At 62.3% G+C, this 16,527-nt stretch carries 13 protein-coding genes; 4 read left to right on the top strand and 9 right to left on the bottom strand.

Annotated features, from left to right (window positions below; genetic code table 11):
• The 5 genes from alaS to RIF72_RS14220 all read right to left on the bottom strand — a co-directional run bounded on the left by alaS (position 1) and on the right by RIF72_RS14220 (position 5,944).
• Positions 1 to 2,679 (bottom strand): alanine--tRNA ligase, encoded by a 2,679-nt coding sequence (gene alaS / locus RIF72_RS14240; protein ID WP_309075508.1) that lies wholly within the window; start codon positions 2,677 to 2,679, stop codon positions 1 to 3.
• Between the two features lie 115 nt (positions 2,680 to 2,794).
• The gene (locus RIF72_RS14235) at positions 2,795 to 3,025 is read right to left on the bottom strand and encodes a hypothetical protein (protein ID WP_208295800.1); all 231 of its coding nucleotides are present in this window, start codon (positions 3,023 to 3,025) and stop codon (positions 2,795 to 2,797) included.
• A gap of 64 nt (positions 3,026 to 3,089) precedes the next feature.
• Positions 3,090 to 3,464 (bottom strand): DUF948 domain-containing protein, encoded by a 375-nt coding sequence (locus tag RIF72_RS14230; protein ID WP_018777745.1) that lies wholly within the window; start codon positions 3,462 to 3,464, stop codon positions 3,090 to 3,092.
• A gap of 157 nt (positions 3,465 to 3,621) precedes the next feature.
• Complete coding sequence (gene rpsD, locus RIF72_RS14225; protein ID WP_011774968.1) at positions 3,622 to 4,242, bottom strand: 30S ribosomal protein S4; 621 nt, start codon at positions 4,240 to 4,242, stop codon at positions 3,622 to 3,624.
• Positions 4,243 to 4,447: 205 nt separating this feature from the next.
• Positions 4,448 to 5,944 carry a replication-associated recombination protein A gene (locus tag RIF72_RS14220; RefSeq protein ID WP_309075507.1) on the bottom strand — a complete coding sequence of 499 codons (1,497 nt, stop codon included), beginning with the start codon at positions 5,942 to 5,944 and terminating at the stop codon, positions 4,448 to 4,450.
• 41 nt (positions 5,945 to 5,985) lie between these two features.
• Here RIF72_RS14220 and RIF72_RS14215 point away from each other — a divergent pair, with 41 nt between their 5' ends.
• Entirely contained in the window at positions 5,986 to 6,585 is a 600-nt protein-coding gene (locus tag RIF72_RS14215; protein WP_309075506.1) for a Vms1/Ankzf1 family peptidyl-tRNA hydrolase, read from the top strand.
• Here RIF72_RS14215 and RIF72_RS14210 read toward each other — a convergent pair.
• The 3 genes from RIF72_RS14210 to hisS all read right to left on the bottom strand — a co-directional run bounded on the left by RIF72_RS14210 (position 6,582) and on the right by hisS (position 10,728).
• Complete coding sequence (locus RIF72_RS14210) at positions 6,582 to 7,394, bottom strand: GNAT family N-acetyltransferase (protein WP_309075505.1); 813 nt, start codon at positions 7,392 to 7,394, stop codon at positions 6,582 to 6,584. The two genes, RIF72_RS14215 and RIF72_RS14210, sit on opposite strands and share 4 nt — an antisense overlap.
• A gap of 69 nt (positions 7,395 to 7,463) precedes the next feature.
• A complete protein-coding gene (aspS, locus tag RIF72_RS14205; protein WP_309075504.1) occupies positions 7,464 to 9,269 on the bottom strand; it encodes an aspartate--tRNA ligase in 1,806 nt (601 codons plus the stop codon).
• Positions 9,270 to 9,378: 109 nt separating this feature from the next.
• A complete protein-coding gene (hisS, locus tag RIF72_RS14200; RefSeq protein WP_309075503.1) occupies positions 9,379 to 10,728 on the bottom strand; it encodes a histidine--tRNA ligase in 1,350 nt (449 codons plus the stop codon).
• 257 nt (positions 10,729 to 10,985) lie between these two features.
• On the opposite strand from hisS, the gene RIF72_RS14195 reads away from it, so the two are divergent.
• The 3 genes from RIF72_RS14195 (at position 10,986) to RIF72_RS14185 (ending at position 14,042) form a co-directional block, all read left to right on the top strand.
• Positions 10,986 to 11,723 (top strand): peptidylprolyl isomerase, encoded by a 738-nt coding sequence (locus tag RIF72_RS14195; RefSeq protein WP_375164236.1) that lies wholly within the window; start codon positions 10,986 to 10,988, stop codon positions 11,721 to 11,723.
• Positions 11,724 to 11,789: 66 nt separating this feature from the next.
• Complete coding sequence (locus tag RIF72_RS14190) at positions 11,790 to 13,331, top strand: DUF349 domain-containing protein (RefSeq protein WP_309075501.1); 1,542 nt, start codon at positions 11,790 to 11,792, stop codon at positions 13,329 to 13,331.
• 102 nt (positions 13,332 to 13,433) lie between these two features.
• Complete coding sequence (locus tag RIF72_RS14185) at positions 13,434 to 14,042, top strand: hypothetical protein (RefSeq protein WP_309075500.1); 609 nt, start codon at positions 13,434 to 13,436, stop codon at positions 14,040 to 14,042.
• On the opposite strand, the gene RIF72_RS14180 is transcribed toward RIF72_RS14185, so the two are convergent.
• Positions 14,039 to 16,432, bottom strand: a complete 2,394-nt coding sequence (locus tag RIF72_RS14180; protein ID WP_017197534.1) for a bifunctional (p)ppGpp synthetase/guanosine-3',5'-bis(diphosphate) 3'-pyrophosphohydrolase — start codon at positions 16,430 to 16,432, stop codon at positions 14,039 to 14,041. The two genes, RIF72_RS14185 and RIF72_RS14180, sit on opposite strands and share 4 nt — an antisense overlap.
• Positions 16,433 to 16,527 lie beyond the last annotated feature (95 nt).

Below are 16,527 nucleotides of genomic sequence, written 5' to 3'. Positions count from 1 at the left end.
TCAGCGCTTGGCTATCGCATCCACCACTGCTGTGAGGGCCTCGGAGACCTTCCCAGCGTCGGTGCCGCCGCCTTGGGCGACGTCGTCCTTGCCGCCACCGCCGCCACCGAGGATTCCCGCAGCCAAGCGGACAAGCACGCCTGCCTTGACGCCTGCTTCACGGGCCGCCTCGTTGGTAGCGACCAGAATGACGGGCCGGTCATTGCTCACACCCGCAACAGCGACGGTGGAGGCTTCCGAACCGAGGCGATTGCGCAGATCGAGGGCAAGGTTACGCAGATCGTCGGCTCCGCCCACCTGGCCGGCGTCGTGAGCTACAACCCGAACACCAGCGGCATCCTTGGCGGTACTCACGAGGTTTGCGGCCGCTGCTGCCAGCTGCTCCTTGCGGAGGCGATCGAGTTCCTTCTCCGTGGCCTTGAGCTTGTTCAGGGTACTGGAGATGCGGTCAGCAAGTTGTCCGGACGGAACCTTCAACAGTTCCGTGAGCTCGGAAACCAGAGCACGCTCGGCTGCCAGGTGACGGAATGCATCCAAGCCAACAAACGCCTCGACACGGCGGTTTCCGGAGCCAACAGACTGTTCGCCCAGCAAGGAAAGGCTGCCGATCAGGGAAGTGTTGGAAACGTGGGTACCACCGCACAATTCGCGGGACCACGCACCGTCGATCTCCACCACGCGGACTTCGCTGCCGTAGTTTTCACCAAACAGAGCCATGGCACCCAGTGCTTTTGCTTCAGCGAGCCCCATCACCTTGGTGTCCACCCGGAAGTTGTTCCGGATAGCGATGTTGGAGACCTCTTCGATTTCAGACCGTGTGGCAGTGCTCAGGCCCTCGCCCCAGGCGAAGTCGAAGCGAAGGTACCCGGCCTTGTTGTAGGAACCGCGCTGGGTGGCTTCCGGCCCGAGGATCTGGTGCAACGCGGCATGCACAATGTGCGTGCCGGTGTGGGCCTGCTCGGCAGCATGGCGACGTTCACGGTCGACGGCGGCGCGTACCAGCGCGTCGGAAGCGATCTCACCTTCACGGACTATTGCTTTGTGCACGCTCAGGCCCTTGATGGGACGCTGCACGTCCAGGACCTCCACTACGAAGCCATCGCCGGTGATGAGGCCGGTGTCAGCGGACTGGCCACCTGCTTCTGCATAGAACGGGGTTTCGTTGAGGACCAGCTCAATCTCGTCGCCGGTGGAAGCGTGCGCTACCGCACGGCCACCGCTGACAATGCCGCGGACTTTGGCCTCGCCCTCAAGTTCGTCGTATCCCGTGAAGACCGTCTCGCCCTTGCCTAGGAGCTCCTGGTAGGCGCTGAGGTCTGCGTGGCCGCCCTTTTTGCCCTTGGCATCGGCCTGGGCACGCTGGCGCTGCTCGAGCATGAGCGCACGGAAGCCTGCCTCGTCCACCTTGAGGCCGGCCTCTTCCGCCATTTCCAAGGTCAGGTCAATCGGGAAGCCGTAAGTGTCGTGCAAGGCGAAAGCGTCCGCGCCGGACAGGGGAACGCCGGCAGCCTTAGATTCGGCTACCGCGTCCTCCAGGCGGGCCGTACCGGAAGCAATAGTGCGCAGGAACGCCTTTTCTTCGGCGTAGGCAATACGGCTGATGCGGGCAAAGTCAGTCTCCACCACCGGGTAGACACCCTTCATGGCGTCGCGGGAGGCGGGAAGGAGGTCAGGCAGGCAAGCTTTTTCGACGCCGAGCAGGCGCATGGCGCGCACAGCGCGGCGAATGAGCCGGCGCAGCACGTAGCCGCGGCCCTCATTGGACGGTGCGACGCCGTCAGCGATGAGCATCAACGCAGAGCGAATGTGGTCGCCAACGACGCGCATGCGGACATCGTCCGTGTGGTGCGGGTCTTTCGGAGATTCAGCCGAGGTGTACTCGCGGCCGGACAATTCAGCAGCTTTGTCGATGACGGGACGGACCTGATCGGTCTCATACATGTTTTCGACGCCTTGGAGGATCATCGCGAGACGTTCCATACCCAAGCCGGTGTCGATGTTCTTCTGCGGCAGTTCACCAACGATGTCGAAGTCCACTTTGGAGCGGACGTTCTCGATCTGGTACTGCATGAACACGAGGTTCCAGATTTCGATGTAACGGGTCTCGTCGGCCAGGGGGCCGCCTTCGATTCCGTAGGCAGGGCCGCGGTCGTAATAGATCTCCGAGCAGGGGCCGGCCGGGCCTGGCTGGCCAGTTGACCAGTAGTTGTCAGCCTTGCCCATGCGCTGGATGCGCTCTGCCGGAATTCCGGTGTTCTTGAGCCACAGCTCCTTGGCTTCGTCGTCCTCTTCGTAGACAGTCACCCAAAGACGTTCGGCCGGAAGCCCGTAACCGCCGTCGTCAACACTGGTGGTGAGCAGCTCGAAAGCGAACTTGATGGCGTCTTCCTTGAAGTAATCGCCAAAGGAAAAGTTGCCACACATTTGGAAGAACGTGCCGTGGCGGGCGGTCTTGCCCACTTCCTCGATGTCTCCGGTGCGGATGCACTTCTGGACGCTCGTTGCACGGCTGTAGGGAGGCTCTTCGCGCGCGGTCAGGTAAGGAATGAAAGGCACCATTCCGGCCACAGTGAAGAGAAGTGACGGGTCGCTGGAAACGAGCGACGCGGAGGGAACGGCGGTGTGGCCCTTGTTGACAAAAAAGTCCACCCAGCGCTTGGTGATCTCCTGCGACTTCATTAGCTGATTACTTACCCTTCTCAATTCACTGCACACGATGTGCGCGGAACCGGCTGGTGCCGTTCCGCAGCTTTCCATTCTGCCCTGTTGAGGGCGTGGGGGCGAACCGCTCCCACTAGCGGCGGGCGGCCCCGGCGTCGTCGATCCCCAGCGCTGCCCGCAAATCCTCTTCGCGTTGGTGCATCCCTGTACGCACGGCGTCGGCAAAGTCGAATAGTCCGTCAGCCATCCGGCCGACGGCGCGGTTGAGGCCCTCCGGCCCAAGGTTTGCTTGGGCTTCGGTGATCTTACGGAAGGCAATGACGCCGATGGCGACGCCGATTCCCATCCAGACAATTCTCTTCATGAGGTTCCAGTCTCCCTGTCATTCAGCAGTTGGCTTGTTCAGCTGGCGTGTTCAGCTGATTTGTTCAGCGGCTGCGGCGGCCGGAGGAAGGCGTGCGGCGGGCAGCGAAGGCAGAACGGACGCCATAGCTGAAGGCAGCCACCTTGATCAGCGGCGAGCCCACCGTGGCTGCAACGAGCGAGGACAACGCGGAGATGTTGGCCGATGCATCGGAGACGTTGGAGGCGATGCCATCGACCTTCTTCAACTGCTGGTTGGTGGTGGTGACTGTTGCAGTCACTTCATCCATCAGGGGCGTGGCGCCGTCGCTGATGGAACGGATGGAGGTCCGCACCTCGTCAAAGACGCCGCCCAGCTTCAAAATGGGCACGGCCAAAAGCAAGACGAGGAGCGCGAAGACTCCTGCTGCGATGAGGCCGGCGATGTCGCCACCAGACATAGAATTTCTCTCCTTGGATCGTTTCGCTGCCTCGCACCAGCCGGTTCACGGCTTTGGCCGAAGCCTCCCCAAGTACCTTACCTATTTGGACCGGTACCTTACATACAAAGAAGCCCGCGGCGTGTGCCACGGGCTTCTTTGTATGCGCTGCTTGAATTTAGCGAGCGTAGAATTCGACGACGAGCTGCTCTTCGCAGATCACGGGGACCTCGGAGCGCTTCGGGCGACGAACCAGGCGGGCCTGAAGGGCGTCAATCTTGACGTCCAGGTATGCCGGCACGTTGTTGAGCACGTGTGCGCCAGCGGCTGCCACCTGGAACGGGGGCATAACCTCGGAGCGGCTGTGAACGTGGATGAGCTGGCCTTCGCCAACGCGGAAGGACGGGCGGTCCACGCGGATGCCGTCAACCATGATGTGGCGGTGCACAACCAGCTGGCGGGCCTGTGCGATGGTGCGGGCGAAGCCTGCACGGAGCACGAGGGCGTCCAAACGCATTTCGAGCAGCTCAACCAGGTTTTCACCGGTGAGGCCCTTGGTGCGGCGTGCTTCTTCGAAGGCACGGGTCATCTGGGCTTCGCGGATGCCGTACTGGGCGCGCAGACGCTGCTTTTCGCGCAGACGTACGGCGTAGTCGGAGTCCTGCTTCTTGCGGGCACGGCCATGCTCGCCGGGGCCGTACGGACGGCGCTCCATGTACTTGGCGGCCTTGGGGGTCAGAGCAATGCCGAGTGCACGCGAAAGGCGTGCGGTACGGCGAGCACGAGTGTTGTTAGCCACTTGTGTCCTTCCAATTACTGCGGTGTGTCAGTGTTACTGGCCTCCATCAGGGAGAGCATCGGCCAACCGCTGCCTCTTGCTACTAGCCCGGGCGCACAGCACTATTGAAGAAATCTTCAAAGGGGTTGTGCGTCGGGCCATGCCAGACAAGCAACTATCCTATCACGCGCAGGGCCGCCACCCGCAGTTGGCCTGATCGTGACGGCTACTCCCCGCGTACGATCTTGCGGAGCCGTTCCAGCCTGGCGGCAATATCCCGTTCAGCTCCGTTACTGGTGGGCTGGTAATAGTCCTTCCCCACCAGGTCATCCGGCGGATATTGCTGGGTTGCCACACCGTGTGGTTCGTCGTGTGCGTACTTGTAGCTCTTGCCGTGGCCCAACTGCTTTGCACCAGGGTAGTGCGCGTCCCGCAAGTGCATGGGAATACCGCCACCAAACCCGGCACGCACATCGGCCACCGCTTTGTTCAAACCCATATAGGCGGCATTGGACTTGGGCGCGGTGGCCAAGTGGACCACGGCTTCGGCCAAGACAATGCGCCCCTCCGGCATGCCAATCAGTTGCACTGCCTGCGCCGCAGCCACTGCGGTCTGCAACGCCGTGGGATCGGCCATGCCGATATCCTCGGCTGCGGAGATCACGATCCGCCTGGCCACGAACCTCGGATCCTCTCCGGCTTCCAGCATTCGTGCCAAATAATGCAAGGCTGCATCCACGTCCGAGCCCCGGATGGACTTGATGAACGCACTGGCCACATCGTAGTGCTGGTCGCCGGCCCGATCGTAGCGAACGGCCGCCGCATCCAAGGCGCGTTCGGTGTGCCGGAGTTCCACCAATACCGGAGCATCAGGCAGGCCGTCGTTGGCGAGTCCGGATTCGCCGTCGTCAGCGTCGCCCTCCCCTTCGGCCACTGTTGGGGCGTCATCCGAAATATCGACGGCGGTAGAGTCACCGAAGGCGACGCCGGCAGCTGCTTCCAGTGCTGTCAGCGCCCGTCGGGCATCACCGCCGGATAGCCGGACCAGGTGGTCCAATGCCTCGGGGCTAAGCTCCACACGGCCGGCAAGGCCGCGGGCGTCGGCCACAGCCCTCTGCAGCAGTCCCGAAATGTCGTCATCGGTGAGCGGCTTCAGGGTGAGCAGGAGTGAGCGTGACAGGAGCGGCGACACCACGGAGAAGGAAGGATTTTCCGTGGTTGCAGCTACCAGCACAACCCAGCGGTTCTCGACACCGGGCAGCAGTGCATCCTGTTGGGCCTTGTTAAAGCGATGAATCTCGTCGAGGAAGAGAACCGTGGTTTTCTTGTACAGGTCCCGGGCCGTCAGGGCCTCGTCCATGACGCGCCGGACGTCCTTGACTCCGGCGGTGATTGCCGACAACTCAACGAACTTACGTCCGGGTCCGCGCGCGATCACGTGGGCGAGCGTGGTCTTCCCTGTCCCGGGAGGCCCCCAAAGGATCACCGAGCTCGGACCCGCCGGGCCGGCAGCCTCAGCACCCGCTGCCAGTTGCCGCAAAGGCGAACCTTGCCCCAGCAGGTGCTGCTGCCCTACCACCTCGTCCAGCGATCGGGGACGCATTCTCACCGCCAGTGGACTGCGTTGGGAAGCCATCCAATGAGCATCGGAGGGACCCCCTGACGCAGGCAGATCCTCCGACTCGTCGTCGTCAACTGCACCGGCACCAAAGAGATCTTCCACATGGATAGGCTACTCATAGTTCCAGCAAAGGAGACATCGACGTGGATCGCCGAGCATCTGCCCCGCACCAGCCTTCCGGCAGGCGGACCGCTTTGGTGCCCGCGGCCAGGTTGCAGGGTTGGGCCGACCGGTTCGCGGCGAGCCACGGCGCCGTTGCTGAAGACCTCGACGACGGTGGGCTGCTCCTGCGGGCAGCCGACGGTGCGACTGCAATGTTGAAGGCCCCTTGGCCGGCTGACGGACGTCCGGGCCGTGGCGGTACTGAGCTGGAACGCCTGGCTTCGCTTGCGAACCAGGAACGGGGGCTTGGACTGCTCCTTGTTCGCAGGGGCGGCTACGCCATAGCTGCTGCCAGCGGTTCCACGATCCTGGCTTCGAAGAGCGGCAGTCGTTTCCTCGAAGCCAAAGCCACGGCAGAACAGGCTTCCCGCATCTTCAACGAACACCGCATTGAGTACATCGTCCCGGGCGGCGACCGCGTCCTGGTGGATCAGCTTCTCTCCCAGCCCTTGCTCAAAGCCATAGCAGGGCGGACTCGCTTAGCCTTCCTGGACATTCAAGGGCCAAAGACTGCCGTGCTGGCGAAAGCGGCTGCCGACGCGTGCTCTGTGCGCATTACGGTCACCGACCCGCAACCCTAGCAGCCGCTGGACGCACGCCTCAGCGGCGCCTGCCGGTATAGGTAGCTGCCGGAGTGGGCGAAACCTGCTTGCGAGTACAGTATCTGCGCTCCACGATTGGCCTCGGTGACAAGGAGCCAGAATCCCTTAAGATCCTGCCGGGTCCCGGCTTGCAACAACGCAGTCAGCACGTCCGTCCCATAGCCGCGCCTGCGGTGCCCGGCCGACGTCGCCATGCTGTAAATTCCGCCCCAACCATCCACCAGGGCGAGACGTCCGACGGCGGCCGGAACGCCGTCGTCGTCCCTCACCATTGCGTACAGCGCCGGACAGCCGACGAGGATCTTGTGGGCTACGGACAGCTCTGAGTCACCACCACGACCGTCAACGGACCACCACACGTGCAGCCATTCTTCGGAAGGTTCCTCAGCCATTTCAACGTTCCGACCTGAAGTGCTGACCGGCAGCCCATCCATGCCGCGGAGCATGATCCTTGTTTCCGATTGCCTGGTGAAGCGTTGCTCATCCAGGACGGCATTCAGTCCGGAGCTGCGGGAGTCATCGAACACTTGGAAGATCAAGGGAAGCCGATGAAGCCGATACCAGTCCGCTGCTGCACGCACAGCTCGTGTGATGCCCTGGTTGCCGTCCGACCCGCCGCCCGAGGTCCTTGGCCAGACAGAATTAGCCCTCTGGGTCACTCCGTCCGAAGCCCGGAGGACCCACTCCCCCGCATTTCCCCGGAGAAGGTCTTCCACGCCAAGGTCTTCCCGCTCAAGCGCAGGCCAGGCCTTGTCCATGAGCGATTCCAGGAATGCTTGCTTCATCATTCGAGGCTCCTTCTGTGGTTGGAACGCAAAAGGCTCCCCACATCAGTGAGGAGCCTTTTGGGCAGAAGCTTATTCGGACTTCGTTTCCGGCTTGGCCGCAGGTTTGGGCTCCTGCTTGACCTCCGGTTTGAAGTCGACGCCGGCTTCCTTGCGCTGCTGCGGTGTGATCGGTGCCGGGGCCGCAGTCAGGGGGTCATAGCCGTTGCCCGACTTCGGGAAGGCGATGACGTCGCGGATCGACTCGACGCCGGCCAGCAAAGCAACCACGCGGTCCCAGCCAAGGGCCATTCCGCCGTGCGGAGGTGCGCCGTATTTGAAGCCTTCGAGCAGGAAGCCGAACTTGGTTTCGGCGTCTTCCTTGTCCAGGCCCATGAGCTGGAAGACGCGTTCCTGTACTTCGCGCTCATGGATACGAATGGACCCGCCGCCGATCTCGTTGCCGTTGCACACGATGTCGTACGCGTAAGAGAGGGCCGATTCCGGGTCCTTATCGAAGGTGTCCAGGAACTCAGGCTTTGGCGAGGTGAAGGCGTGGTGCACAGCCGTCCACTGGCCCGCACCCACTGCAACGTCACCGGAGGCGACAGCCGCGGCTGCGGGCTCGAACATGGGAGCGTCCACGATCCAGACAAAAGCCCAGTCCTTGGGGTCGATCAGGCCGGTGCGGTGACCGATTTCAACCCGGGCAGCACCGAGCAGGGCGCGGGCTGCGGACTTCTCACCGGCGGCGAAGAAGATGCAGTCGCCGGGCTTGGCACCAACAGCGTCCGCCAGGCCTTCGCGCTCGGCTTCCGTAAGGTTCTTGGCTACCGGGCCAGCCAGCTCTCCGTCCTCCTTGAAGAGGACATAGGCCAGGCCCTTGTGACCGCGCTGCTTGGCAAATTCCTGCCAACCGTCCAAGGTACGGCGCGGCTGGGAAGCACCACCGGGCATCACGACGGCGCCCACGTACGGCGCCTTGAAGACACCGAAGTTGGTGTCCTTGAAGAACTCGTTGAGCTCAGTCAGTTCAACACCGAAACGCAGGTCAGGCTTGTCCGAGCCGTACTTGGCCATGGCGTCCAAGTACGTCATGCGGCGGATCGGGGTGGGGATCTCGACGTCGATCAGCTGCCACAAGGCCTTGACGATTGCCTCGCCGAGCTCAATGACGTCGTCCTGGTCCACGAAGCTGGCTTCGATGTCCAGCTGCGTGAATTCCGGCTGGCGGTCCGCGCGGAAATCCTCATCGCGGTAGCAGCGGGCAATCTGGTAGTACTTCTCGAAGCCGCCCACTTGGAGGAGCTGCTTGAAAAGCTGCGGCGACTGCGGGAGGGCGTACCAGGAACCTGGCGCCAGACGTGCCGGAACCACGAAGTCACGGGCGCCTTCCGGCGTCGAACGCGTCAGCGTGGGAGTCTCGATTTCGATATAGCCTCGCTGGTGCAGGAGCTCGCGTGCCACACGGTTCGCCTCCGAACGCAGACGCATGTTGCGGGCGGGGCCGGGGCGGCGGAGATCCAGGTAACGGTGCTTGAGGCGGGCTTCCTCCCCAACCTCCACGTGTTCGTCGATCTGGAACGGCAGGGGTTCGGAGGTGTTGAGGATGACCACCTTGTCCGCGATGACCTCGATCTCACCCGTAGCCAGCGCAGGGTTCTCATTGCCTTCAGGACGCTTGTTGACAGTACCTGTGACCTGCAGGACGTACTCGTTCCGCAAACCGTGGAAGACCTCTTCCTCACGGACAACCACCTGGGCTACACCGGACGCATCACGCAGGTCAACGAATGCAACACCACCGTGATCACGGCGGCGCCCCACCCACCCAGCCAGGGTAACGGTTTGTCCAATGTGCTCGGAGCGAAGAGATCCGAGGTCATGTGTGCGCAGCACAGCATTCCTTTCAGCATGAAATATAGGGGGATCGTTGCAAGACGATCCCGTCCGAGTTTACCCGCCCCCGCCACAGCTCATGCCACGAGGTCGGAACAATTGATGGTGCCTAGCCGGCGGTGGTGACGCGGACGTGCAAATCCTCTTCAGCGGGCGTCCAGCTGGCGGGGTCGGCGTCAACCTGCTTGCCGGAACGGATGTCCTTGACCTGATGCTTGCCGTCGTCGTCGGTGAACCACACGAAGGGGATGCCGCGGCGATCAGCGAACTTGATCTGCTTTCCGAACTTCTCGGCCTTGGCTGCCACTTCCGTGGCGATCCCGCGGCCCCGCAACTGGGCTGCAATGTCCTGCGCAGCTGACCAACTGTCGTCCGAATTCAGGGCGACCAGTACCGCCGTGGGCACAGAACGCGACGCTGTGGCCAGCTCCTGGCTGAGGATGCGGGAGACCAGTCGTGTCACGCCAATGGAAAGTCCGACGCCGGGGAACTTGCGGTTGCCCTTGCTGGCCAGTGCGTCGTAGCGGCCGCCGGAGCAAATGGAACCCAACTGCTCGTGGCCTACCAGCACCGTCTCAACAACCGTCCCCGTGTAGTAGTCCAGGCCGCGGGCGATGCTGAGGTCTGCCACTACCTTGCCGGGAGCGCGCTGGACTGCCGCCTGAATGACCTGCTCAAGCTCATTGAGGCCCTCTTCAAGGAGATCGTCCTTCACTCCGAGGGCGCGGACCTGCTCCACGAATGAAGTGTCTTCCGTGCGGATGGTGGCCAATGCAAGGGCAAGGCCGGCCTGTTCATCAGTAGCCCCAAGCTCGCTCTTCAACAGCTCGGCCACCTTCGCGGCGCCGATCTTTTCCAGTTTGTCGATGCTACGCAGCACGCCGGCCGTGTCCGTCAGTCCAATGCCCCGATAGAAGCCCTCGGCCAGCTTGCGGTTGTTGATCCGAAGCCGGAAATCAGGGATCGGCAAGGCGCTAAGGGCCTCAGCGATGACCAGCGCGATTTCGACGTCGTAGCGGAACGGCAGTTCGCCGTCGCCCACAACATCGATGTCTGCCTGGGTGAACTCGCGTGCCCGGCCTTCCTGCGGCCGCTCGCCCCTCCAGACCTTCTGGATCTGGTATCGGCGGAAGGGAAATGCCAGGTACCCGGCGTTCTCCACCACGTAGCGGGCGAAGGGCACAGTCAGGTCAAAGTGGAGGGCCAAGGCGTTCGGGTCAGCCTTGTCCGATTTGGCGTCCTCACCCTCATCGTCCTGAAGCCTGCTGAGGCCATAGACCTCTTTGTCTATTTCGCCTTTGCGGAGCAACTGGCCCACTGTTTCAACGGCGCGGGTCTCAATGGAGGAAAAACCGTGCAGTTCAAACGTCTTCCGGAGCGTATCCAGCACATGGAGCTCCACCAACCGCTCCTGGGGAAGCCACTCTGGGAATCCGGACAGGGAGGCGGTACGTGCCATGGTGGAAAAGTCTCCTCGAAGAAAGCTGACGCTGGCATTGCACCGCAGCTTTAAACACCCTTTCGGCGTTTACAGGGCGGGCGTCCAGCCGGTCATGCATAAACTATGTGCGGCAGCCAGTTTATGCTTTCCGCGCGTGCACATCTAATGCAGCATGCCCGGTTCCTGTCGGCAGCCACCGAAAGTGGACACAATCAGGAGGACTCTTGGCAACAAGGTCGCGGGATGACCGCGAAGCGAAACGGCGCATCAGGCAGATGGAAGCCAAGCGTGCCCTGCGGCAGGAACAGGGCAAGCGACGCAAGCGGGACAACACCATCGCCGTGAGCGCAGCCGCCGTAGCCGTGGTTTTGGCCGTCGTGCTGCAACTGACGGTCTTTAGTTCAAACCCCACCGAGGCGGAGTTCGCCGCCGCGGAAGCGGGACTCAGTTCGCCCTCGGCGTCCCCGTCCAACAGCGCCGACATCCCCAGCCCGGACACGGCCGCTGGAAAGACTTTCACCGGCGAGCTTGCGTTGAACAGCGGCGTTGTCGGCGTAGAACTCAACGGGACCGCCGCACCGCAAGCCGCAGCCGTGTTCAAGTCTTTGAGTGACGCCAGCTACTACGACGGAGCGTTCTGCCACCGGCTGACAACGTCCGAAACGTTTGGGCTCCTCCAATGCGGAGCCAAATCCGAAGACGGCGCGGACGACGCAAATTATCGGTGGGGGCCACTGGAAAATGCCCCGGCAGACAACAAGTACCCTGCAGGGACGATTGCCGTTGCCCGCACCGGCAACGATGCCTATGGCAACGGCCGCCAATTCTTCATCGTCTACAAAGACACCACCATTCCGGCTGATACTGCCGGCGGATACACCGTGGTGGGCAAGGTGACCAGCGGCCTGGACGTCGTCACCAGGATCGCCGCTGCGGGCCTCAAACCCGGCGAAAACACCAGCGACGGCGCCCCTGTGGCACCTGTCACGATAGACTCGTTTTCTCTGAAGTAACCAGCTCCAGGCCCGGCCTGCGGTGCATTACCTGAGCAGTTCCCTCCAAGCGAAAGACTTTTAGCGGTGACAGACAGTCAGAAATCCGACGAAACAGCAGTAGTGGCCAACCAAGAGGCAGTCGAGGCAAGCGGCACCAACGGTACCGATGCATCAGCTCCGGCGGAGACCACTCCAGCCAACCAAACAGCACCGGCTGCCGAGGAAACAGCGGAAGAAGCGCCGGCCGCAGAGCCTGCAACCCCGGCCGCTCCTCGTCCGGCACCGTCCGCAGCTCCGTCCCCCGCTGCCTTCGCGGCCCGGCCCAAGGCTCCTGCCGCCGTCGTTCCTGCAGCCCCGGCAGTCTCCGCTGCCTCCCTCGCCGAGGCAGCCAAGTGGGGACGCGCCGAAGGTGATGGCCACGTCTTCCTGACCTTGGACGGTGAGGAAATCGCTGTAGGTCAGTACCCGGGCGTCAGCGCCGACGAAGCACTTGGCTACTTTGCCCGCAAGTTCGACGACATCATCGCGCAGGTGGTCCTTCTGGAACACCGTGTGGAGTCCAAGGCTCCGGCCACGGACATGCAGAAGACGGTCACTCACTTGCGTGAACAACTCGCGGAGCGCAACATGGTGGGTGACATCCGTGCTGCCGAGGCCCGCTTGGACGCCCTGTCAGCCCAGATCGTAGAACTCGAGAAGTCCGAGAAGGCTGCCCACGAGGCGGTGCGCGCCAATGAACTCGCGGCCCGCGAAGCAATTGTTGCTGAAGCTGAGACCATCGCCGGCCAGGACCCCGCGCAGATCCAGTGGAAAACCTCAAGTGCACGCATGAACGAGCTGTTTGAAACCTGGAAGGCCGCGCAAAAGAGCGGAGTCAGGCTCGGCCGCAGCAACGAAGACGCGCTCTGGAAGCGTTTCCGTTCGGCCCGGACTGTATTCGATCGTCACCGCCGCGCGTACTTCTCGCAGCTTGACAGCAACAACTCCGCTGCAAAGGCGGCCAAGGAGGCCTTGATTGCGGAGGCCGAGGCGCTTTCCACGTCCACCGACTGGGGATTCGCGGCCGGCGAGTACCGCCGGCTGATGGACCAGTGGAAGACCACTCCGCGTGCAAGCCGCAAGGACGATGACGCTCTATGGGGCCGGTTCCGCGCCGCCCAGGACGTCTTCTTCAGCAACCGCCAAGCCGCCAACGAGCAAATCGACCAGGAGTACAGCGCGAATCTGGCCGTCAAGGAACAGCTGGTGGCCGAGGCGCAGGCGCTCCTGCCCATCAACGATCTCAACGCCGCCAAGAAAGCACTCCAGTCCATCAGAGACCGTTGGGAAGAGGCCGGCAAGGTGCCCCGCGCCGACATGGGGCGGATTGAGGCCGGGCTTCGCAGGGTCGAAGATGCGGTCCGCGAAGCCGAGGAAGAGAAGTGGCGCCGGAGCAATCCGGAAACCAAGGCCCGCACCAACAGCGCATTGTCACAGCTTGAATCGGCTATTGCAGGCCTCAAGGACGATCTGGAGAAGGCCGAGAAGGCCGGCGACCAGCGCCGTATCAAGACGGCCCGAGAGGCTCTGGAAGCTCGTCAGGCATGGCTTGACCAGATCCAGCGCTCGGCAAGCGACCTCGCCTAGAGGACTCCGGGCCAAAATCTTTCCTGCAGGCTCCGTTCCGGTTATCCACATAACCGGGACGGAGCCTGTACTCGTAGGGTGGCCGCACGGAATGATCGATGAATGGTCCCCGCTGTCAACGCCCCGCATTTACTGGAGCCGGTCATCTCCGAGCTCTACTCCCCCAACCGCATCTTTACGTGGAACGAACTGCAAAGTATGGCGTTCGATGGCATCCTGTTGCCCCTGTACGGGAAGAGTTACGCCTCCCCTGGTGTTGCTGTCACCCACCGCCTCAGAGCCCGTGCAGCGGCCCTCACAGTCCCGGAAAGAATCCGGACCAAGGTTGTGGCCGGCCGGCTCACGGCAGCATGGATCTACGGTTGCGCCAATCCGCCCGAGCACCTGTCACTGCTGGTCGATGCAAAACATCGGATCTCCAGCCTGCGGGGAACCACACAATGTAGTCTCCATGAGGTTCGGCTCGGTCAGATGGACGTGGTCAGTCTCGGAGGAATGCTGGTCAGCAGCCCACTACGTACCGCGGCGGACATCGCCCTCCATGTCGAACCCGATCGCGCGCTGCCGGCGTTGAAGCGCCTTCTTGAACGCGAGGAGCTTGGCATCCGGCTGCGGCTGCTCACCCTGGCCGTCGAGACGGCTCCCCGAGTGCCACATAAGAGGCGTGCCTTGGCAACGCTGGCGCAGCTGGCGCCAGCAGACCCGGGCTAGCTGCGCCGACGGTTGCCAGTAGTGCGATACACGTCAAAAACGCCGTCGATTCGGCGAACCGCGTTCAAGACGTGGTGCAGATACTTCGGATCACCCATTTCGAAGGCGAACTTCGAAATCGCCACTCTGTCGCTGGAGGTATGAACCGATGCGGCCAGGATGTTGACGTGGTTCTCGGACAGGATACGGGTCACGTCGGACAGGAGGGACTTTCGGTCCAAAGCTTCAACCTGAATCTCCACAAGGAACACACTCGACTGGGTGGGTGCCCACTCGACTTCAACAATCCTGTCCGGTTGGTCGCGGAGACCCGAGACATTGGTGCAATCAGTCCGGTGGACAGAAACTCCTGATCCGCGAGTCACAAAGCCCAGGATGGGGTCCGGGGGTACCGGGGTGCAGCACCTGGCGAGCTTGACCCAGACGTCCCCCACGCCTCGCACGATCACGCCGGAATCCGAGAACTTCGACTTCGCAACCTGGGTAGGAATACTGACTTCATCGAGGTCTTCGTCGGGTGTTTCATGACCACCCAAGTGCTCCACGAGCTTTTCCATGACGGACTGGGCCGAAGTGTGCCCGTCACCAACACCCGCGTACAGCCCCGAGATGTCTACATAGTGGAAGTCCTCCGCCACAGCAGACAAAGCGTCGTGCGTCATCAGCCGCTGCAAAGGCAGGTTCTGCTTCCGCATGGCCCGGGTCAGCATGTCCTTGCCACGTTCTATGGCTTCTTCGCGGCGTTCCTTGGTGAACCATTGGCGGATCTTGTTGCGGGCACGGGCTGACTTGACGAAGTGCTGCCAGTCCTGGCTCGGCCCGGCGCCTTCAGCCTTGGAAGTGAAGATCTCTACCCAGTCGCCATGGTTCAGCTCGCTGTTGAGCGGAACCAACTTGCCATTGACGCGGGCACCTATGGTTCGGTGGCCCACTTCCGTGTGCACGGCGTACGCGAAGTCCACAGGGGTTGATCCGGCCGGAAGGGCCATGACTTCACCTTTGGGAGTGAAAACAAACACTTCCCGGGCATTGATCTCGTAGCGGAGCGAATCCAGGAACTCTCCGGGATCCGAGGTTTCCTGCTGCCAGTCCACCAGCGACCGCAGCCAGCCCATGTCCCCATCACGCGGGCTGCCGGGGCCTTGTGCCGTCCGATTGGGCTGGTCCTTATACTTCCAGTGGGCTGCAACACCGTATTCTGCGCGGCGGTGCATCTCGTGGGTGCGGATCTGGATCTCCACAGGCTTACCGCCGGGGCCAATCACCGTTGTGTGCAGGGATTGGTACATGTTGAACTTGGGCATCGCGATGTAGTCCTTGAACCGCCCCGGAAGGGGGTTCCATCGTGAATGCAGCGTCCCTAGCGCGGCGTAACAGTCACGCACCGAATCAACCAGGACCCGCACGCCCATGAGGTCGTTGATGTCGTCGAAGTCTTTGTCCCGCACTATCATCTTCTGATAGATCGAGTAGTAGTGCTTGGGCCGCCCAGTGATGGTCGCCTTGATCCGTGCTGTTCGAAGGTCATCCGCTATCTGGTTGCGGATGACGCTGAGGCTCTTTTCCCGCTCCGGAGTGCGGTCGCCCACCATGCGCACGATTTCCTCGTACACCTTGGGGTACAGCGCGGCGAAGGAGAGATCTTCCAGTTCCCACTTGATGGTGTTCATACCCAGGCGATGTGCCAAAGGTGCGAAGATTTCCAGGGTTTCACGGGCTTTGCGCGATGAAGACTCAGCGGAAACAAACCGCCAAGTGCGCGCGTTGTGAAGGCGGTCTGCCAGCTTGATCATCAGGACACGGATGTCCTTGGCCATCGCGACAACCATCTTGCGGACGGTTTCCGACTGCGCAGCCTCGCCAAAACTGACTTTATCCAGCTTGGTGACGCCGTCCACCAACATGGCAACTTCGGGTCCGAAGTCCCGAGTCAGGTCAGCAAGGGTGTACGGGGTGTCCTCGACGGTGTCGTGAAGCAACGCTGCAGCCAGGGTAGTACCGGTCATGCCGAGTTCAGCCAGAATGGTGGCTACGGCCACTGGATGGGTGATGTACGGATCACCACTCTTGCGCTTCTGCCCCTGATGGCTCTGCTCTGCCACTGCGAACGCGCGTTGGATCAGGTCGAAGTCCTCTTTCGGGTTGTTCGCCCGAACCGTCCTCAGCAGTGGCTCGAGGATGGGCGAGTACGGGGCGATGCCCCTTCCCGTGAGGCGGGCAAGCCGGGAACGTGTACGTTCCCTCCGTCCCGGGAAGGTGGGACGCGCACCGGGAGCATCGACCGGAACCGCAGCCGCAGTCCGTCCGGGCACACTCGTTGCCGGAACTGCCACAGTCTTGCGGCCGTCATCCCCGCCCGCCGGTGGTGCCGACGTCGCACGTTCTTCCACAGAAGTACCCCTCACAACCGATTTAATTCTCCCAGTCTATTCCCGCAGGTGAATGCTTCTGCAACCGGGCAGCACATGACGATGACGCAGGCAAG

Source organism: Paenarthrobacter sp., from assembly GCF_031180005.1.
In the GTDB taxonomy this organism is placed as follows: domain Bacteria; phylum Actinomycetota; class Actinomycetes; order Actinomycetales; family Micrococcaceae; genus Arthrobacter.
The sequence above is the reverse complement of the archived record's forward strand: the minus strand, read 5'-3'. Positions and strand labels throughout refer to the sequence as shown.